Origin of the sequence: Variovorax sp. 22077 (assembly GCF_052044195.1) — a bacterium.
Lineage (GTDB): Bacteria > Pseudomonadota > Gammaproteobacteria > Burkholderiales > Burkholderiaceae_C > Variovorax > Variovorax atrisoli.
This window is the reverse complement of sequence record NZ_JBQEQC010000029.1, coordinates 42469-60769: the sequence shown is the minus strand read 5'-3', so window position 1 is coordinate 60769 and position 18301 is coordinate 42469. Positions and strand designations below refer to the sequence as shown.

At 69.9% G+C, this 18301-nt stretch carries 19 protein-coding genes; 8 read left to right on the top strand and 11 right to left on the bottom strand.

Annotation, left to right across the window (positions count from 1 at the left end; genetic code table 11):
- Positions 1–10: 10 nt before the first annotated feature.
- The gene (locus ACTJLF_RS30420) at positions 11–1075 is read left to right on the top strand and encodes a MerR family transcriptional regulator (RefSeq protein WP_440884527.1); all 1065 of its coding nucleotides are present in this window, start codon (positions 11–13) and stop codon (positions 1073–1075) included.
- On the opposite strand, the gene ACTJLF_RS30415 is transcribed toward ACTJLF_RS30420, so the two are convergent.
- Together ACTJLF_RS30415 and ACTJLF_RS30410 are read right to left on the bottom strand one after the other, a co-directional pair.
- The gene (locus tag ACTJLF_RS30415) at positions 1065–1901 is read right to left on the bottom strand and encodes an ABC transporter permease (RefSeq protein ID WP_440884526.1); all 837 of its coding nucleotides are present in this window, start codon (positions 1899–1901) and stop codon (positions 1065–1067) included. The genes ACTJLF_RS30420 and ACTJLF_RS30415 overlap by 11 nt on opposite strands.
- A gap of 119 nt (positions 1902–2020) precedes the next feature.
- Positions 2021–2968, bottom strand: coding sequence for an ATP-binding cassette domain-containing protein (locus tag ACTJLF_RS30410; RefSeq protein WP_440884525.1), 948 nt, complete (start codon positions 2966–2968; stop codon positions 2021–2023).
- 137 nt (positions 2969–3105) lie between these two features.
- On the opposite strand from ACTJLF_RS30410, the gene ACTJLF_RS30405 reads away from it, so the two are divergent.
- From ACTJLF_RS30405 to ACTJLF_RS30395, 3 genes are read left to right on the top strand one after another with little or no spacing between them, the layout of a single operon-like run.
- Positions 3106–3948 carry a hypothetical protein gene (locus ACTJLF_RS30405; protein ID WP_440884524.1) on the top strand — a complete coding sequence of 281 codons (843 nt, stop codon included), beginning with the start codon at positions 3106–3108 and terminating at the stop codon, positions 3946–3948.
- Positions 3945–4634: a hypothetical protein gene (locus ACTJLF_RS30400; RefSeq protein WP_440884523.1), complete on the top strand. Its 690-nt coding sequence runs from the start codon at positions 3945–3947 to the stop codon at positions 4632–4634. Before ACTJLF_RS30405 ends, ACTJLF_RS30400 begins: the two co-directional genes overlap by 4 nt.
- Positions 4631–5215: a hypothetical protein gene (locus ACTJLF_RS30395; RefSeq protein WP_019657762.1), complete on the top strand. Its 585-nt coding sequence runs from the start codon at positions 4631–4633 to the stop codon at positions 5213–5215. The genes ACTJLF_RS30400 and ACTJLF_RS30395 overlap by 4 nt, the downstream gene beginning before the upstream one ends.
- Before the next feature lie 18 nt (positions 5216–5233).
- Here ACTJLF_RS30395 and ACTJLF_RS30390 read toward each other — a convergent pair whose 3' ends face one another.
- The gene (locus tag ACTJLF_RS30390) at positions 5234–6124 is read right to left on the bottom strand and encodes a LysR family transcriptional regulator (protein WP_019657763.1); all 891 of its coding nucleotides are present in this window, start codon (positions 6122–6124) and stop codon (positions 5234–5236) included.
- Between the two features lie 116 nt (positions 6125–6240).
- On the opposite strand from ACTJLF_RS30390, the gene ACTJLF_RS30385 reads away from it, so the two are divergent.
- A complete protein-coding gene (locus ACTJLF_RS30385; protein WP_020723358.1) occupies positions 6241–6897 on the top strand; it encodes a glutathione S-transferase family protein in 657 nt (218 codons plus the stop codon).
- On the top strand, positions 6894–7886 hold the full coding sequence (locus ACTJLF_RS30380) for a flavin-nucleotide-binding protein (protein WP_440884522.1): 993 nt from the start codon (positions 6894–6896) through the stop codon (positions 7884–7886). Before ACTJLF_RS30385 ends, ACTJLF_RS30380 begins: the two co-directional genes overlap by 4 nt.
- Here the strand turns inward: ACTJLF_RS30380 and ACTJLF_RS30375 are convergent.
- Complete coding sequence (locus ACTJLF_RS30375) at positions 7844–9022, bottom strand: cytochrome P450 (RefSeq protein WP_440884521.1); 1179 nt, start codon at positions 9020–9022, stop codon at positions 7844–7846. The genes ACTJLF_RS30380 and ACTJLF_RS30375 overlap by 43 nt on opposite strands.
- 82 nt (positions 9023–9104) lie before the next feature.
- Between ACTJLF_RS30375 and ACTJLF_RS30370 the strand changes: the two genes are divergently transcribed.
- Complete coding sequence (locus tag ACTJLF_RS30370) at positions 9105–9800, top strand: ArsR/SmtB family transcription factor (protein WP_126183847.1); 696 nt, start codon at positions 9105–9107, stop codon at positions 9798–9800.
- Positions 9801–9899: 99 nt separating this feature from the next.
- Here the strand turns inward: ACTJLF_RS30370 and ACTJLF_RS30365 are convergent, their stop codons facing one another.
- The 7 genes from ACTJLF_RS30365 to ACTJLF_RS30335 all read right to left on the bottom strand — a co-directional run bounded on the left by ACTJLF_RS30365 (position 9900) and on the right by ACTJLF_RS30335 (position 17215).
- On the bottom strand, positions 9900–10913 hold the full coding sequence (locus ACTJLF_RS30365) for a Bug family tripartite tricarboxylate transporter substrate binding protein (protein ID WP_440884520.1): 1014 nt from the start codon (positions 10911–10913) through the stop codon (positions 9900–9902).
- A 124-nt stretch (positions 10914–11037) separates the two neighbouring features.
- Positions 11038–12555 (bottom strand): AMP nucleosidase, encoded by a 1518-nt coding sequence (locus tag ACTJLF_RS30360; protein WP_019657769.1) that lies wholly within the window; start codon positions 12553–12555, stop codon positions 11038–11040.
- Between the two features lie 230 nt (positions 12556–12785).
- Positions 12786–13337 carry a TIGR00725 family protein gene (locus ACTJLF_RS30355; protein ID WP_051127672.1) on the bottom strand — a complete coding sequence of 184 codons (552 nt, stop codon included), beginning with the start codon at positions 13335–13337 and terminating at the stop codon, positions 12786–12788.
- Positions 13285–14109 (bottom strand): ABC transporter permease, encoded by an 825-nt coding sequence (locus tag ACTJLF_RS30350; protein WP_126183848.1) that lies wholly within the window; start codon positions 14107–14109, stop codon positions 13285–13287. Before ACTJLF_RS30350 ends, ACTJLF_RS30355 begins: the two co-directional genes overlap by 53 nt.
- Before the next feature lie 158 nt (positions 14110–14267).
- On the bottom strand, positions 14268–15344 hold the full coding sequence (locus ACTJLF_RS30345; protein ID WP_440884519.1) for an extracellular solute-binding protein: 1077 nt from the start codon (positions 15342–15344) through the stop codon (positions 14268–14270).
- A gap of 37 nt (positions 15345–15381) precedes the next feature.
- Entirely contained in the window at positions 15382–16410 is a 1029-nt protein-coding gene (locus tag ACTJLF_RS30340; protein WP_440884518.1) for an ABC transporter ATP-binding protein, read from the bottom strand.
- Between the two features lie 19 nt (positions 16411–16429).
- Positions 16430–17215, bottom strand: a complete 786-nt coding sequence (locus ACTJLF_RS30335; RefSeq protein WP_026346754.1) for an ABC transporter permease — start codon at positions 17213–17215, stop codon at positions 16430–16432.
- A 166-nt stretch (positions 17216–17381) separates the two neighbouring features.
- Here ACTJLF_RS30335 and ACTJLF_RS30330 point away from each other — a divergent pair, with 166 nt between their 5' ends.
- Positions 17382–18296 (top strand): LysR substrate-binding domain-containing protein, encoded by a 915-nt coding sequence (locus ACTJLF_RS30330; protein ID WP_440884517.1) that lies wholly within the window; start codon positions 17382–17384, stop codon positions 18294–18296.
- Positions 18297–18301 lie beyond the last annotated feature (5 nt).

Below are 18301 nucleotides of genomic sequence, written 5' to 3'. Positions count from 1 at the left end.
GGCCACCGTCATGCCGTCCAACGCCCGATTCCTCAGTCCCTCCGAAGCCGCCCGGCGGCTCGGCGTGTCCGCCAAGGCCCTGCGGCTCTACGAGCAGCGCGGGCTGGTGGCGCCCGAGCGCACGGCAGCCGGCTGGCGCGCCTACGGCCCCGGGCAGATGGCTCGCGCCGCAGAGATCGTCGCGCTTCGCGCGCTCGGCTTCAGCCTTGCCCAGGTGGCACGGGTGCTGCAGGGAGACCCGCAGGGCCTGGAACAGACATTGGAGGCCCATCAGGCCGCACTGGAGGCGCAGCTGCATGGCCTCGCAGGCACGGTCGCGAAGATCCGCAGCCTGCGAAGCGATCTGCGGCAGGGCCGCACGCCGACCATCGGCGAACTCGCGGACCTGCGCGCACCGGCCTCCGGGGTCCGCGTCGCATTCGAGCTTCCCTGGCCCTGGGGCGGCGAGCTATTCGAGCTGCGCGACATCCGCGCGCTGAACTACATCGTCGGCCCGCTGGGCAGCGGGAAGACGCGGCTGGCGCACAGCCTCGCGAAGGCGCTGCCCGGCGCCGTCTTCCTGGGTCTGCAGAGGCTCGATGCGACCGAGCCGGCCGGGGCAAAGGCGAAGCCGCTTGCTGACCATCGATCGAAGTCAAGCGTCGATGCGGCCATGGCCTGGCTCGTGGAAGACGGCGCAACCCCGTCGGATGCCCTGGGCGTGCTGCTCGCCGCATTGGTCGCCGAGGGGCCTGCCGTCCCGCTGATCGTGGACATGATCGAGCAGGGCCTCGACCAGCCGACGCAGGAAGCCCTCATCGCCTGGCTGCGCCGAAGAGGCCCGGGCGCGCGGCCGGTCTTCATGCTCACCCGCTCCTGCGCGATCCTCGACCTGTCCGCCGTGGGCCCCGACGAAAGCATCATCTTGTGCCCGGCCAACCACAGCCCGCCGATGCAGGTCGCGCCGCATCCCGGTTCTCCCGGCTACGAAGCGGTCGCCACCTGCCTGGCCTCGCCGGAAGTGCGGGCGCGGACAGCAGGCGTTATCGCGTGGCGTCCGCCGGGCCGGCTTCAGGCCGCTGCCGCTACGCCTTGAACCTCTTGCGCGTCAGCCCCAGCGCAATCCAGAACGCCGCCACCGCATACACCGCCAGCACCACTGCGTGCACCCACCAGCCGGTGGGCCACTGGTCCATGAACAGCGGCCGCACCAGCGCCACCGCGTTCGTCAGCGGCAGCCAGGCCGCCACGGCCTGCACCGCGGCAGGCAGCTGTTCCAGCGGGAAGAACACGCCGCTCAGGAACATCATCGGCGTCATGAACAGCGTGAAGTAGTAGGTGAAGAAGTCGTAGCCCTTGGCCAGCGCGTTGAAGATCAGCGCGATCGACGAGAAGGTGATGCCGGTGCCGATCAGAACCATCCATGCCACGACGAGCTTCGGGCTGTGGCTGATGCCGAGGCCCAGCATCACGAAGAGGATGGCCGTCACCGTGAAGATCGACTTGAACGCCGCCCACAGCATCTCGGCCAGCACGATGTCGTCGAGGCCGACCGGCGCGTTCATGATGCCGTCCCAGGTCTTCTGCACGTGCATGCGCGAGAAGGCCGAGTACAGCGCCTCGAAACTCGCCGCGTTCATCGCGCTCATGCAGATCGATCCGCTGGCCAGGAACAGGATGTACGGCACCTTCGTGCCGTCGACCGACACCTGCCCCACCAGCGCGCCCATGCCGTAGCCGAAGGCCACCAGCCAGATCAGCGGCTCGGCGATGTTGCCGATCAGGCTCGGTATCGCGAGCTTGCGCCACACCAGCAGGTTGCGCAGGAACACGGGCCACCAGCGCAGGGAAAGCTCTGGGGGGCGCCATGGTGAAGGCGAAGGGGGCGTTGAAGTCGACGCCGGACTCGATACGTTGTTCATGGCTGCTGCTCCATCTCAGGAATACCGCGGAACCGGCTTTGCCGGGCCGCCGGTATTGCCCCCGGCGAGGGGGGTGGCGGCCACACGACGTGGGCAAGCCTGGGGGGTGAGTCTCATCTTTAGCCGTCCTCGCGGATCTGGCGACCCGTGAGCTTGAGGAAAAGATCTTCGAGGTTCGCGGGGCGGTGGAAGGTGCGCAGTCCACCGTGCCTTGTCAGCGCTTCGAGCAGCCTGCGCGAGTCCTGCGTGTAGAAGAACACCGTCTCGCCGCTGACCTCCACGCGCGCCGCCATAGCCTTCAGCTCGGCCGACTCGGCCAGCGACAGCGCACCGCTGCCGTACACCTCGACCACGTCGGGCTCCAGATGCTCGGCGATGAGGTCGCGCGGGCGGCCCTCGGCGATCTTGCGGCCGTGGTCCAGCACCAGCAGGCGCGAGCACAGGCGCTCGGCCTCGTCCATGAAGTGCGTGGTCAGCAGGATCGACTTGCCCTGCTGCAGCAGCACCTGCAGCCGCTCCCACATCAGGTGCCGCGCCTGCGGGTCGAGCCCGGTGGTGGGCTCGTCGAGCAGCAGCAGCTTCGGGTCGTTGACCAATGCGCGCGCCAGAGAGAGCCGACGCCGCATGCCGCCCGAGAGCTCGCCCGGCTTCGCATCGGCCTTGTGCGAGAGCGCCGCGAACTCCAGCAGCTGCGGCACGCGTGCGCGCACCTGCGCCTTGCTGAAGCCGAAGTAGCGGCCGTACACCACGAGGTTCTCGGCGCAGCTGAAGTCGGGGTCGAGCGTGTCGAACTGCGACACCACGCCGAGCTGCGCCTTGATGGCCAGCGCATCGCGCGGCATCTGCAGCCCGAGCGCGGATATCTCGCCGCCGTCGGGCGCCGTGAGGCCCAGGCACATTCGGATGGTGGTGGTCTTGCCGGCGCCGTTCGGGCCGATCACGCCCAGGCATTCGCCGGGCGCGATCTCGAAGGACAGGTCGTCCACGACCGTGGTGTCGCCATAGCGCTTGAGCAGATGGCTGGCGTGGAAGAGGGGAGGCGGGCTGGAGGAGGTCGTGGGCGGCACGCGGCCATTCTGACGCACGCCGGCGGCGTGCGTGCCGGGTCCTCGATAACCCGGGTCGGGGCGCGTTCCCGGCGGCCCCACAATCGCAGTCCATCAACGTTCGAATATCTGGCATTGCAACGGGGGGAGGCCCAAGGATGCTGCGTTTCTGGTTGGCGCTGGCGGCGCTGTCGCTGCTCGGCGCCTGCGCACCTTTTCACCGGCCGCTGGCGGCCGCGGACCGCAACAAGGTCGGCGAAGTCGACCTGCGCGTCGTCGTCGCGCAGGAGAGCTTCATGTTCTCGGCGCAGGCGCCCGGCGTGAGCGCGGCCACGGGCGGCGGGCTCATCGGCGCGCTCATCGATTCCTCGGTGCAGCAGTCGCGCCAGAAGGACATGAGCGCCGAGGTGCACGCCATCGTCGGCCCGCTGCTCGACTACGACTACCGCGCCGAGGCCGCCCGGGCGCTCGAGGCGCAGCTCGGCGAGCCGTCGACCTTTCCGCTGAAGATCCGCTCGGCGCAGCTGCTGCCGGCCATGCCGGCCAAGGCCGAGCACGAGGCCCGCATCGCCGCCACGAAGAACGGGCCGTCCTACATGGTGCTGTTGCTGCAGTACGCGCTGGAGCCCGGCCTGGGCGCCTTCACCACGCGCACCTCGGCGCTGCTCTGGCAGGACGGCAGGAGCGAGCCCACCTACCGCGCCGCCGCCATTTTCCAGACGCCCGTAGGCGGCGTCGCGCGCGCCACCGTTCTGCGCCGCCTCACCGCGGATGACGGGCAGGTGTTGCGCGGCATGATGCGCGAGTCGATGACGCAGACATTGCATGCGGTGGCGCTCGACCTCGCCGGCGCGCGCTCGGGGCCGGTGAAGACCGCGCGCTTCAACGTCAACGGCTCATGGGTGACGCTGGCCGGCCAGAGCTTCGACGAGCGTCCGGGCCGCGTGCTGTTCCGCGACCAGGACGGCGCGCTCTATTCGGTGAGGAGCGCTGCGCCATGACGCCGCTGCTGCAAGCCTGGAGGCCGGTCGTCTTCCGCGCCCTGTGCATGCTCGGCGCCATGCCGGGCATCTCGCACGCGCTGACCGAGACCGAGCCGCTTCCCATGGTCTACGAGGCGGCACCCGAGCCGGCCGAGCGGCCCAACAGCGCGCCCGCCCCGGCGCTGCGCGTGACGAGCGGCTGCACGCTGTACCTGCCGAGGATCGACGACACCCGCCTGAACAAGGCCAACGTCGGCAACCTGACGCTCATGCTGCCGACGCTGCACGCCACGCCTGTGAAGGTGCAGTCCATCCGGGCCGGCGGCGATCCGGTCGAGTGGACGCGCAGTGCGCTGCAGTCCGCGAGCCGCTACGGCCTGCAGGTCGTGAGCGCAGTGCCGCCCTCCACCGGCGCCACGCGGCAGGCCACGGCCGAAGTCGCGCTGCGCCTGGCGCATTCGTGGTCGTCGGGCCTCAACCTCGTCTCGCACGTCGTGCTGCAGGCCAGCTTCCGCATGCCCGGCACCGAGGCCGTGGTGCGCCAGTACCACGGCATGGGCACGCGCGCCAACTGGGCCAACGGCAACGGCGAATTCATGTCGGTGCTCAACCTCGGCATGGAAGAGGCTGTGCGAGGCCTCGTCGTCGACGTGGCCGCGCTGTGCGACGGCAAACCCCTGCCCGCGAGGGCCCCCGCGCCATGAACACGATCGCCCGGCAACCCAACAAGAGCAGGCTCGAACTGCACCTGACCTGCGGCGCGATGCACGCCGCGCAGATCCCGTCCTTCGTCGAGGTCTGCGAGCAGGTCGGGCTCAAGCCGCTGCTCATCGACCTCGCCAACGGCGAGCAGAAGCAGCAGCCCATGGCCACCACCTGGCTGCGCGGCGACCTGGCAGAGGCCAAGGCCGAGGCAATGGCGCTCGCGCAATGGCTGGCCCGCGCGGGCATGGCGGTGCTGCGCGTGAAGGTCGAGGCGCCGATCGAGAGTCATGAGAGCCTTGAGTGGCCGAGCCAGTATTTCAGATGGCACGGCAAGCTGCGGTTGCGCGATGTCTCGGCGTTGCAGCAGCTGTGTGAAGAGCACGGTGCACGGCTTTCGCGCGACGACATCGGCGATGAACCCGATGTTCACGTAGTGACGCTGCGCAGCCACGAGCCGCTGGCCGGCTTCAAGGCGCGTGTCGCTGCCTTGGCCGCGCACCTGGATCGCGAAGGCTGGCCGCTGATGAAGCAGCATTCGCAGGTCTGCCTGCACGACAGCTCGCTGCACGCGGCCGCATGACATCGCGGCCGCCGCCGCTCAAAGCCTGAGCCCCTCGAACTCCATCTTCATCCAATCGATGAACGCCCGCGTGCGCGCCGGCAGCAGCCTCGCATTCGGATAGATCACGCTCACCGGGCGCGGCGGCGGCTCGAAGTCTTCGAGCACCAGTTTCAGCCGGCCCTGTGCCACGTGGGGTATCACCTGGTACGAGAAGAAGGTGCCGAAGCCCATGCCCGCCGCGCACGACTCGATGGCCGGCGCGAGGTGGTTGAACTCCAGCCGGGTGTCGGGCGTTACGCCGATCGCCTTGCCGCCCTCGTAGAACTGCCACTGCGTCGGCGCGTCGACGCGGCCGCGCACGCACGGTGCGCCGTTCAGTTCGCGCGGGTGCATCGGCGTGCCGTGTCGCGCCAGGTAGTCGGGGCTCGCGACCAGCACGCGGCGGATGGTGCCCATGGTCTGTGCGACGAGCGACGAATCTTCCAGCGGGCTGATGCGGATGCCGACGTCGATGCCTTCCTCCAGCAGGTTCACCGTGCGGTCGTACAGCCGCACGCTGCAGCGCACCTTCTCGTAACGCTGCATGAAGCGAACGATGGCGGGCGCCACGTACATGTGGCCGAAGAGCACCGGCGCGGTGATGGTGAGCTGGCCGGCGGGCTCGCGGGCCTCGGCTTTCAGCGCGAGGTCGGCGGCGTCGGCCGCGAGCAGCAGCTCGCGCGCGCTCGGCAGATAGCTGCGCCCTTCCTCGGTGAGCGAGAGGCGACGCGTGGTGCGGTGGAAGAGGCGCACGCCCAGGTGGGCCTCCAGCGCGGCGAGCGAGCGCACCACGGCGGGCAGCGAGGTGCCCAGCGCCTCGGCGGCGCGAGTGAGGCTGCCCTGGTCGGCGATCTGGACGAAGTTCTGCAGGGCTTTGAAGCGATCCATGGGTCGATTAAACCGGAAAACGCAGCAGTCAAATACAGGAATGGCTATTCATTCATTCCACGCAAGAGAGAAGAATCCAGCCCATGCCTCATCTCTTCACGGAAAAGGAATCGCCCATGGCCGCCACCCGCCCCGCCCAGCCGATCAAGCTCTACGGCTCCTCCATCTCGGGCCACGTGCATCGCGTGCGCCTGTTCCTCACGATGCTCGGGCTGCCCTTCGAGAGCATCGAGCTCGACATGCGCAAGCGCGAGAACCGCACGCCCGAGTTCCTTGCGCGCAATCCCTTCGGCCAGGTGCCGGTGATCGAGGACGGCGATCTGACGCTGGCCGATTCCAACGCCATCCTGGTCTATCTCAACGAGCGCTATTCGTCCGATCCGACGCGCTGGATGCCGCGCGACGCGGTCGGCGCGGCGCGCGTGCAGCGCTGGTTCTCGGTGGCGGCCGGTCCGCTAGCCTATGGCCCGGCGGCCGCGCGGGTCATGGTGCTGTTCGGCCATGCGACCGATCCGACGGAGACCGTCAAGCGCTCGCACGCGCTGCTCTCGGTGATGGAAACGCACCTGCAGCAGCAGCCCTTCCTTGCAGGCCCCGATGCCACGCTGGCCGACATCGCGAACTACGCCTACGTGGCGCATGCCCCCGAAGGCAGCGTGTCGCTCGACGGCTATCCGAGCGTGCGCGAGTGGCTGGCGCGCGTGGAAGCGCTGCCCGGCTTCGTGCCGATGGTGCGCACTCCCGTCGGACTCGCTGCGGAGGCCAAGTCATGATCGCCGCGCCCTTCCATGCCGGCGAGCGCACGCTGCAGGCGCTGGCGGGCTCGCGCGAGCAGATGGAGGTCGCCGGGCCCCGCGTGATCCGCGACTACATGCCCGACCAGCACCGCGAGTTCTTCTCGCTGCTGCCCTTCATCGTGGCCGGCAGTCTCGACGAAGAGCTGCAGCCCTGGGCCAGCGTGCTCGCGGGGCCCACAGGCTTCGTGCACTCGCCCGATGCCACGCACCTGCGCATCGACGCGCTGCCGGCTGCCGGCGACCCGCTCATTGGCCAGCTGAAGCAGGGCGCCACGCTGGGCCTTCTCGGCATCCAGCCGCACACGCGGCGGCGCAACCGCATGAACGGAACCGTGGAGGCGCTCGATGCGGCGGGCTTCAGCGTCGCGGTGCAGCAGAGCTTCGGCAACTGCCCGCGCTACATCCAGGCGCGCGAGCCGGAGTTCGTCGCGCCGCGCGCTGCCGATGCGGCTCCCGCGCAATGGCTCGACGGGCTGGACCTTGCCGCGCACCGCCTCATCGGCAGCGCCGACACGCTGTTCATCGCCACCGCCTACCCCGACGAAGCCGCGGCGGGCGACGGGGCCGACGCGAGCTCGCACGGCGTCGACGTGTCGCATCGCGGCGGCCGCCCGGGCTTCGTGCGCATCGACGGCGACGACACGCTCATCCTGCCGGACTTCAACGGCAACCGCTTCTTCAACACGCTGGGCAACCTCGCGGTGCATCCGCGCGCGGGCCTGCTCTTCGTCGACTTCGACAGCGGCGACCTGCTGCACGTGGCGGCCACCGCCGAGATCGTGTGGAACGGACCCGAGGTGGATGCCTTCGAAGGCGCCGAGCGGCTGGTGCGCTTCCACGTCACGCACGCGCTGCGCCGTCCGGGTGCGCTGCCGCTGCGCTGGGGCGACGCGCAGCTGTCGCCGCACCTCGCGGGCACGGGTCAGTGGAACACGGGGATGCGGCCGTTGACCGACGCGCGGTAGCTCCAGCCGCGCAGGCGCTGCGCGTCGAGGTCGGCTGCATGCTGCTGCAGCAGCGTGTGGAGGCTGGCCGCCGCCAGCGTGCAGGCCAGTGCCTGTCCCGGGCAGGCGTGCATGCCGTGGCCGAAGCCGAGCATGCGGCGGCGCTCCCGCATCGGCATGAACCGGTCGGGCTCGGTGTTGAACGCCGGATCGCGGTTGGCCGATGCCAGCAGCACCAGCACCGTGTCGCCTGCAGCCACGTCGGTGCCGGCGATGGTGGCGGCCTCGGCGGCGAAGCGCCGCGTGTTCTGCACCGAGGGATCGTGGCGCGCGGTTTCCTCGACGATGGCTTGCAGGCCATGGCGCGTGCGGGCCAAGGACAACAGCGATGGCTCGCGCATCAGAGAGATCAAGCTGTTGCCGACCAGGCCAGCGGTGGCGTCGCAGGTCTGCGAGAGCAGGCCCGCGAGGTTCGCGAGCAGCGAGCGCGAGGGGAGCGCATCGCCGGAGCCCTCGGCCAGCACCGCTGCGAGCAGCGTGCCGCGACGCGGCGCATTGCCGGCCGCCAGCGTTTCGAAGCGCGTCATCAGCTGCGCAGCCGCCGTGCTCGCGCGCTGCAGCTGCTCGGGCGTGGAAAGCGGCGAGAGGCAGGCCACGAAGTCGCGCATCCACCGGTCCACCTGCGGCAGCGCATCGTCCGCGAAGCCGAGCAGGTGGGCGACGGACTGCACAGGCATCGAGAACAACGCCTCGGAAGGCGGCTGCGGCTGCGCCAGCACGCGTTGCGCCGCCTGCAGCGTTGACGCGTAGACCGCATCCAGGTCCAGCCCTGCGAGCGCGCGCTGCAGCGCAGGCCTGTGCGCCTGGTGCGCGGCGCCGTCGTTCATGCGGACGAGGTGGCCGAACACCTCGCCGGCGGGGCTGCCCATGATGGCGCGCGGCACGGGCTCCGCGGCCGGCCGCACGCGCAGGGCGCCGTGGGCCTGCAGCACCTGCTCGATCACGTCGGCACGGCTCGCGACCCACAGGCGCAGCTGCGCGTTCCATGCGAGCGCCGGTCCGTCGCGAAGGGCTGCGTAGTAAGGATAGGGATCTGCATGCGTGGCAGCCGCGACCGGATCTGCGGGCATGGCGGAAAGCGTGGGGCTTGGGTTCATCGCGCCAGTGTGCTGTCGAAGCTGCCGCCACACTTCGCCCGTGAGCGAAGTGTGGCGTGTGCCGCCGTCTTAGGATGGGCGCATGGACGACACCCTTTCATCCTCCGCCGACTTCCAGCTCGCCCGACTGGCCGGGGCCATCGCCGAGCCGGCGCGCGCCCGCATGCTGAGCTGCCTGATGGACGGCCACGCACGCACCGCCACCGAGCTCGCCACCGTCGCCGAGGTGGCCGCCTCCACCGCCAGCGCGCACCTCGCCCGGTTGAAGGAAGAACGACTGGTCGACGTGCTGGTGCAGGGCAAGCACCGCTACTTCCGCCTCGCCAGCGACGACGTCGCCTCGGCGCTCGAAAGCCTGATGGTGGTGGCCGGCACTCCACGCACACCCGAGTTCAGGCCCAGCACGCCCAGCCGCCTGCGCAGCGCGCGCACCTGCTACGACCACATGGCGGGCACAGCCGGCGTCGCGCTGCACGACCGGCTGCACGCCCATGGCTGGCTCAGCGGCCTGCAGAGCGGCTCGTACGAACTCACGCCCGAAGGCGCGATCGCGCTGGAGAGCCTGGGCGTGAAGATCGACGAGGTGCGCCGCTCCCGCCGCCGCTTCGCCTGCGCCTGCCTCGACTGGAGCGAGCGCCGCCCGCACCTGGGCGGCGCGCTGGGCGCGGCATGGCTGCAGCTGTCGCTGAAGCGCGGGTGGGTGCGGCAGGAACTGGATGGGCGCGCGCTCACGCTGACGCCGAAGGCGCAGCGCGAGATGCCGGAACTCTTCGCCTGAACGCGCAGGGGCTACCGGCTGCAAGGCGCCGCGATATCCCCCGGGAAGGGGCAAGGCGTGCGCGACACGAAGTGCGCGAAGCCTGGCGGTCAGCCCGCCTCAGGCCTTGAGCTTGAGCAGATAGATCAGTGGCCCGGCCATCGCCGTGTCGGTCTCGAGGAAGTTCTCGAATTCCTTGCCTTCCAGCCAGAACGGGTCCCAGTTGTTCTGCTTGACGGTTTTCTGCCACAGATCGGTGGCGGTGGCGCGCTTCACCACGGTCAGCAGGGCGGTCTTGCGGTACGGCGGCACCTTGCGGCCGGTGAGCACGCCGCGCCAGTTGGCGAGGTCGGCGTCCACGCCCTGCTCGCGCACCGAGGCGATGCCCTGGAACGGCCGCTTCGACGACACGCCGATGGCGCGCAGCTTGCCGTTGGCGATGCTCTCGGCGAACTCGCTGTAGCCCGAGATGCCTGCTGCGGCCTTGCCGCTTTCCAGCGCCTCGACCACCTCCGCGCCGCCGGGGTGCGCCTGGTAGACCAGCGACTGCGAGGCCTCGGCCACGCGCGCCAGCATGCCGGCATACATGTGGTCCACGCCGCCGGCCGAACCGCCTGCGATGACGGTGTTGGCCGCGTCCGCGTGCAGCTGCGTGATCAGGTCCTTCGGCGTCTTGATGGGGGAGTCGGCCTTGACCGCGATCACCTCGTAGTCGCTGGTGAGGCGGGCGACGGGCGCCATGCTGGCCATGGTGACGGCCGGCTTCTGCAGGGCCACCGCGCCGACCATGACCATGCCGCTCATCAGCAGGGTGTCGGGGTCGGCGTCGTATTTCTCGACGTATTTGGTCAGGCCGATGGTCCCGCCCTTGCCGCCGACGTTCTCGTACACCACGCTGCCGACCGCGCCCGACGCCAGCATGGCGGCGCCCAGCGCACGGCCCGTCTGGTCCCAGCCGCCGCCTTCGTTGGCGGGGATCACGATGCGCAGCCGGTTGCTCAGCGGCGCGTCGGCGGCGTGCGCGGAGCGCGGCCACAGCGCGGCGTGTCCTGCGCCGGCTGCTGCGGCCGAGGCCGCGATCCATGCAGAGAAACTGCGACGGGAAATGGGGGGAACGGAGCGCGACTGGGTCATCTTCTTTCCGGTTGTCGTGGGATAGACCGGATGATGTCCGCGAAACGCGCCGATCAGGCGTGCCCGCGGGCAGGACAAACCCTGAGGCCCGGCCCTGGTCGCGGCCCTGCTGGAGCCGTTCTTCTTACTGGAACGCCACTTCGGCGAAGCTGCGCAGCTTGCGGCTGTGCAGCCGGGTCGAGCCCTCGGCGCGCAGGATGTCGATGGCCCGCATGCCGATGCGCAGGTGCTGCTCCACGCGTTCACGGTAGAAGTGGTTGGCCATGCCGGGCAGCTTGATCTCGCCGTGCAGCGGCTTGTCGCTCACGCACAGCAGGGTGCCGTAGGGCACGCGGAAGCGGAAGCCGTTGGCCGCGATGGTCGCGCTTTCCATGTCCAGCGCCACCGCGCGGCTCTGGCTGAAGCGGCGCTGCGGCTGGTTGCCGGGCAGCAGCTCCCAGTTGCGGTTGTCGGTGCTGGCCACGGTGCCGGTGCGCATGATCTTCTTCAGGTCGGGCCCCTCGTAGCGGGTGACGTCGGCCACGGCTTTTTCCAGCGCGAGCTGGATCTCCGACAGCGCCGGAATAGGCACCCACAGCGGCAGTTCCTCGTCGAGCACGTGGTCCTCGCGCACGTAGGCGTGGGCCAGCACGTAGTCGCCGAGCTGCTGCGTGTTGCGCAGGCCGGCGCAGTGGCCCAGCATCATCCAGGCGTGCGGACGCAGCACCGCGATGTGGTCTGTGATGGTCTTGGCGTTGGCCGGGCCGACGCCGATGTTGACCATGGTGGTGCCGCTGCAGTCCTCGCGCACCAGGTGGTAGGCCGGCATCTGCGGCAGCCGCGGGGGCGCGGTGCCCTGGCTGCCGTCGAGCAGGTGGCCGTAGGTGGCGCTCGAACCGGCGGGCAGGCCGCGCCGGCGCGTGACCACGTTGCCCGGCTCGATGAAGGCGACGTACTCGCTGTTCTCGTCGGCCATGGCCTCGTGGCCCAGCCGCACGAACTCGTCGATGTAGAACTGGTAGTTGGTGAACAGCACGAAGTTCTGGAACCACTCCGGCGCCGTGCCCGAGTAGTGGCGCAGGCGGTGCAGCGAGTAGTCGACCCGCGCGGCGGTGAACAGCGACAGCGGCTGCGCCTCGCCGTCGCGCGCCTCGAAGGTGCCGTTGGCGATGCCGTCGTCCATCACGCCCAGGTCGGGCAGGTCGAACACGTCGCGCATGAGGGCCCGGCGCTCGGCGCTCATGGTGCCTTCGATGTGGTCGTTCTCGGCGAAGGAGAAGTGGATCGGGATCGGCTGCGTGCTGGTGCCCACCTCCAGCTCGACCTGGTGGTTCTCCAGCAGCAGGCGGAACTGGTCGAGGTAGTAGCGCGCGAACAGGTCGGGGCGCGTCAGCGTGGTCTCGTAGCGGCCGGGGCCGGCCACGAAGCCGTAGCTCAGGCCGGCGTTGGCCGGCGGCGTGTGGCGCGAGACGGTGTGGGTGTGCACCCGCACGAAGGGGTAGCAGGCCCGCACCCGCCCCGGAAGCTCCTCGCCGGCGACGAAGCGCAGCATCGATTCGCGCAGGTGCGTCAGGCCGCTCTGGTAGATGAGCTTGACCTGCTCGAGTGCGGCGGCGGCGTCGGTGAAGCGGGCGGGGGCGACGAATGTGGGCATGTAGGGCATGCCGGCATTGTGCAATGGCTGCTGGGTTGCTTCGGGCCGCTGTTCGGGGCGCGATCACGCCGACGGGGTACCTTGCTCCGCGAATGTCCCCCGGGGCTTCGCCCCTCCTCCGTTGTCTCGCTGCGCAAGGCACCCCATCGGCGTGATCGTCCAGAGCATTGGCTGATCGGCCGGCACAAGAGCAGCGCTCGTCGTGCCCTGTGCACACCCCCGAACGACAGAGCAGAAACTCAGCCCAACAGGCAGGCCACCACCTTGGAGAGCATCTCGTTCACATCCGAGACCTGCACCGCCCCCGGCAGCGCCACGTCGCCGTGCATCACGAACACCGGCTTGCCCCACTTGAGACCCAGCGCCATCTCCGACAGCGTGCCCATGTTGCCGCCGATGGCCACCAGGCACACGCCGCTGCGAGCGACGATGCCGTTGCGCATCTCGCCCATGCCGGTGGGGATGGCCACGCTGAGCCATTCGTTGGCGTTGCGGTCGTCGTCCTCGGGCAGGATGCCCACCGCGATGCCGCCGGCTTCCACCGCGCCGCGCGAGGCGGCCGCCATCACGCCGCCGCGCCCGCCGCAGACCACGGCCATGCCGGCGCCGGCCAGCGCATGCGCCACGGCATGGGCGGCCTCGCATTCGGCCGGACCGCCGTCGCCGGGGCCGATGATGGCCACCGGCTGGCGGTGGCGCTGCGGCCCCCGCTGCTTCTGCGCGAGGCGCGCCAGCGCCTCAGTGACCTGCGCCGGCAGCGCCACCGCGCTCGCGCCTTCGCGTAAAGACATCGCCCACTCCCATCACGATCACACACACAACCATCAGCACCAGCGACAGGGCCGCCGCCACCGCGAAATCGGAACCGCCGTCGCCCACCTGCGCCAGCAGCATCAGCGGCAGGATGTTGAGCTGCGTACCCACCAGCGCCAGCGCCGTGCCGTAGGTGCCCATCGCGATCGCGGCCACCATGCAGGCGTTCGACAGGACCGAGGGCAGCACCTCGGGCACCACCGTGTCCCAGAAAGCACGCGAGCGCGAGGCGCCCAGCGTGCGCGCCGCCTGCGCCGGGCGCAGGTCGAGGTTCGCGAACACCGGGTACAGCGACAGCGCCACGCGCGGAATCAGGTAGTAGGCATACGCAAAACCCAGGCCCGACACGCTGTAGATCCAGCTGCCGAGGGCCGCCGGGTCGGCGCCCAGGCCCGCGAGCAGCTGCGTCACGAAGCCCGCGCGGCCGAAGGCCAGGATGAAGCCATAGGCGATCACCAGCCCCGAGAACGCCAGCGGCAGGCCCAGCAGGGTCATCATCCAGCGGCGGCGCGCCTCGGGCTGGCGCGCGAGCTCGATCGCGATGCAGGTGCCCACCAGCGCCGACATGGCACCCGCCGCGAGCCCGAGCGCCAGGGTATTGCGCAGCGCGCCGAAGAAGAGCGCGTTGCCGAACAGCCGCCCGAAGGCGCTGCCGCCCTCGCCGAAGGCCTCGGGCAGCAGCGCGGCAAGGGGCACCGCGAAGAACAGCGCCATGAAGGCCCATGCGGGCCAGGCGCCAAAGCGTCGCATATCAGTTCTCCGTCACGACCTGCCGCGGCCCACGGCGCATGCAACGGCAGGGCCAGGGCGGGGAACACCGCGGAACCGGCTTTGCCGGGCCGCAGGTGTTGCCCCCGGCGAGGGGGTTGGCGAAGCCACACGAAGTGCGCGAAGACTGGGGGAGTGCGTCATTTCAGTGCTGCCTGCGCCCAGAGCTTGTCGACCTCGGCCTTGCGCTCCGAGGCCTTCACCACGTCGAGCGGCTTGATCTGCGGCGCGGCCGGCATCTTGGCGGCCACGTCGGCGGCCAGCGGCGTACCCGGCACGGCGGGGCGCACGAAGCCCTGCGCGAAGAGCGACTGGCCGGCCTCGCTCATGATGAAGTTGAGCCACAGCTTGCCGGCGTTCGGGTTCGGGCCGTTCTTCACAAGGCTGATGGCGTAGGGCGCGGCCACGCTGGCTTCCTTCGGGATCACCACTTCCACCGCGTCGCCCATGCCGTCGACGTGCTTGGCCTTCAGGCCGTCGTTCTCGTAGCTGATCCACACCGGGATCTCGCCCTTGAGGAACTTGGCATAGGGCGTGGTGCCTTCCACGCGCAGCACGTTGCCGGCCGCATGCAGCTTGCCGAGGTAGTCGGTGCCGGGCTGCACGTTGTCGACGCTGCCGCCGTTGGCGTACGCCGCCGCGAAGGTCAGCACCTGGCCGATGCCGGTGGAGCGCGGGTCGAGGTACACCACCGAGTTCTTGAACTCGGGCTTGAGCAGGTCGGCCCAGCCGGTGGGCACGTTCTTCACCAGCTTCTTGTTGACCAGGAAGGCGATGTTGAGCGTATGGATGGTGAACCAGCGGCCCTCGGCCTCGCGGAACACGGCCGGCAGCTTGTCGAAGTTGACCGGCTTGAAGGGCGCGACCACGTCCTTCTTCGCGGCGTCGACGGCGGAGGCGGCGAAGTAGTAGGCGGTGTCGGCCTGCGGGCGGCGCTTCGTCTTCTCGAGCGAGACCACGGTGGCGGCGGAGCCGATGTCGTTGTAGGTCAGCTCGATCTCGGGGTAGCGCTTCTTGAAGTCGCGGAACAGCGACTTCCAGTTGGCCCATTCGGGGCCGGTGTCGAAGGAGACGCACAGGCCTTCCTTCTGCGCCTCGGCGTACAGCGCCTTCTCGCCCGCGTAGAGCTCGGGGCCGTCGAAGGCGAATGCGGTGCGGGCCGCGAGAGAGACCAGCGGCAGTGCGCCGGCGGCCTGGATCAGATGTCTGCGTTGCATGGTGGCTCCTTGGAGGATGGGTTCAGGGTTTTCTTGTTCAGTGGTCGAGCAGGCGCAGGTGCTCTGGCGCGATGGCGATCGCCTCGACGGCCGGCCTCGAAGATTCGGCGAGGAAGGGCTTGGCGGCGCCCTGCACCTCGAAGTCGTAGCGCGTGAGCGCGCCCAGGTAGCGCTGCGCGCCGGTGCGGCCCGCGAGCCGGTTCACGGCGTCTGCGGCCGGGTCGGGCCGGATGTGCTCGGGCCGCACCAGCACGTTCACCTCGGTGCCGAAGGCGCGCCGGCCGGTGTCGGCGAAGAGCTCGGCAAAACCCATGTCCAGCCGGCCGGGTGCGGCCACCTTCGCGGGCAGGATCGTCGAGAGACCGACGAACTCGGCCACCGCGCGGCTCGCGGGGTTCTCGTAGATGTCGCGCGGCGTGGCGATCTGCAGCAGCCTGCCGTCCTTGAGCATCGCCACGCGGTCGGCCATGGCCAGCGCTTCCTCCTGGTCGTGCGTGACCAGCAGCGTGGTGGCATTGAAGCGCTGCTGGATGGCGCGGATCTGGTCGCGCAGGTGGCCGCGCACGCTGGCGTCGAGCGCCGAGAGCGGCTCGTCGAGCAGCAGGGCGCGCGGGTCGATGGCCAGCGCGCGGGCCAGCGCCACGCGCTGCTGCTGCCCGCCCGAGAGCTGCGCCACGGCGCGCCGCGAGAACTCGCCCAGCCCGACGATGTCGAGCAGCTCCTGCGCGCGGCGATGCCGCTCGGCCGCAGCCACCTTGCGCAGCTTCAGGCCGTAGGCCACGTTGTCGAGCACGCTCAGGTGCGGAAAGAGCGCGTAGCTCTGGAACACCATGCCGATGTGGCGCTGGTGCACCGGCGTGCGCGACATGTCCTCGCCGTCGAGCGCGATGCGGCCGGTGTGGCCCGTCTCCAGGCCCGACACCAGCTTCAGCAGCGTCGACTTGCCCGAGCCGCTGGGGCCGATCACCGCGACCAGCTCGCCGGTGCGGACGTCCAGCGATACGTCGTGCAGCCCGTGCGTGCTGCCGGGGTAGTTGTAGCTGACCTTGTCGAGGAGGAGGCTCATGGCGTATCGGTTCTGCCGCTTATGCGCGTTGCTTCACGAGGGAGGAGGAAAGAAGCGCCGACGCACTCGCCAGCACCAGCAGGATCACCGTGGCCGCGCAGGCGAAGCCCGTCGCGCCGTAGAAGGCCTGCAGCAGCACCACCGGGTAGGTGCGGTTCTGGAAACTCGTGAGCAGGTTCGACACGCCGAACTCACCCACCGAGATGGCCGCCACCATCACCAGCCCGCTGATCAGGCTCTGGCGCAGGCTGGGCAGCACGATGCCGGTGAACTGCTGCCAGCCCGAGGCGCCGAGCGTGGCGGCCGCCTGCTCCAGCCGGCCGAGGTCGAGGTGGCGCAGGTCGGTCAGCAGCGTGTTGGTGAGATAGGGCAGCGTGAGGATCGCGTGCGCCGCGATCAGCAGCGGCATCGAGCCCAGCCAGGGCGCGAGGTCGGTGTTGAAGACGATCATGTAGCCGAAGGCCAGCGTGATCGTCGGCACCGCCACCGGCGTGGCGCTCACGATGCGCGCCGCCAGGCTGCCGCCGCGCCGCGCGCCGTGGTACAGCGCATAGGCCAGCGGCAGCGCCAGCACGGTGTTGATGGCGCAGGCCGACAGCGCCACCACCAGGCTGCTCACGAAGGCCTTGCGGAAGGAGGTGTCGAGCCAGAGGTCGACGTACCACTGCCCGGTGATGCCCGTGGGCAGCAGCGTGTTGGTCCAGTTGCCGCCCACGCTGCCGACCAGCAGCAGCGCGATGGGCAGCAGCAGGTACAGGCCGTAGACGAGCGAGATGACGCGAACCAAGTTTGTCTCCAATGTCATGGACACCCGGCATACTTTCCGGATGCGCTACTGTTCGCGCCGGTCATGCCGCCGCGCCGTCCCGAATTCTAGGAACCGCATGCGTACTTATGGGTGAAAGTTGGATGACGACACTTGAGCAATTGGAAACCCTTTTTCACGCAGCTTTCATGAAGCGAGGCCATGCATGAAGCGCGACTGCCCCACCATCCAGGAGCTGCTGGCCTTCGACGCCGTGGCGCGCCACCAGAGCATCACGCTCGCGGCCGGAGCCCTGTGCATCACCGTGAGCGCGGTCAGCAAGCAGATCGCGGGGCTCGAGGCCTTCCTGGGCCGCGAGCTGCTGCAGAAGAACGGCCGCGGCGTGCAGCTCACGCCGCAGGGGCGCGTGTACTGGCAGAAGATCTCCGGCGGCCTGCGCGCCATCGAGACCGCCACCTTCGAGGCCCGCTCGGGCGATGCCGGCGCCGGCCTGCTCACGCTGGCGAGCGTGCCCACCTTCCTTACCAAGTGGCTCATTCCGCGCCTGCCCGCCTTCAGCCAGAAGAGCCGCCACGTGATGCTGAGCTTCAGCCGCCACCTGGAGCCCAGCGACGGCATCCCGGCCGGCGTGGATGCCGCCATCCGCTATGGCCCCGACGGCTGGCCCGGCGTGGTGTCCGAATACATCGCGGGGCGCGAGTTCGTGCTGATCGTGGCGCGATCGCTGGTCGAGGGGCGCCATCGAATCGCGCAGCCCGCCGACATCGTCGGCCACACGCTGCTGCACCACGAGGGCGCGCCCACCGCCTGGCGCCTGTGGGCCGTGCAGCACGGCGTGCCCGAGGTGCAGACCGTCGCCGGGCCGCGTTTCGCCCAGTATTCGGCGCTGATCCAGGCGGCGCTCAACGGACTGGGCATCGGCCTCGTACCGAAGCTGCTGGTGCAGGAAGAGTTGGCCGAAGGCGTGCTGCTCAGCCCCAGCGGCACGCCCGTGAGCGTGAACCAGGGGCACTACCTGTGCTACCGGCCCGACCGCCTCGACCTGCCGGCCTTCGCGGCGTTCCGCGAATGGCTGCTCGACGAGGGGCTGAAGTCGCGCGGCGTGGAAACCGAAGCATGAAGCGA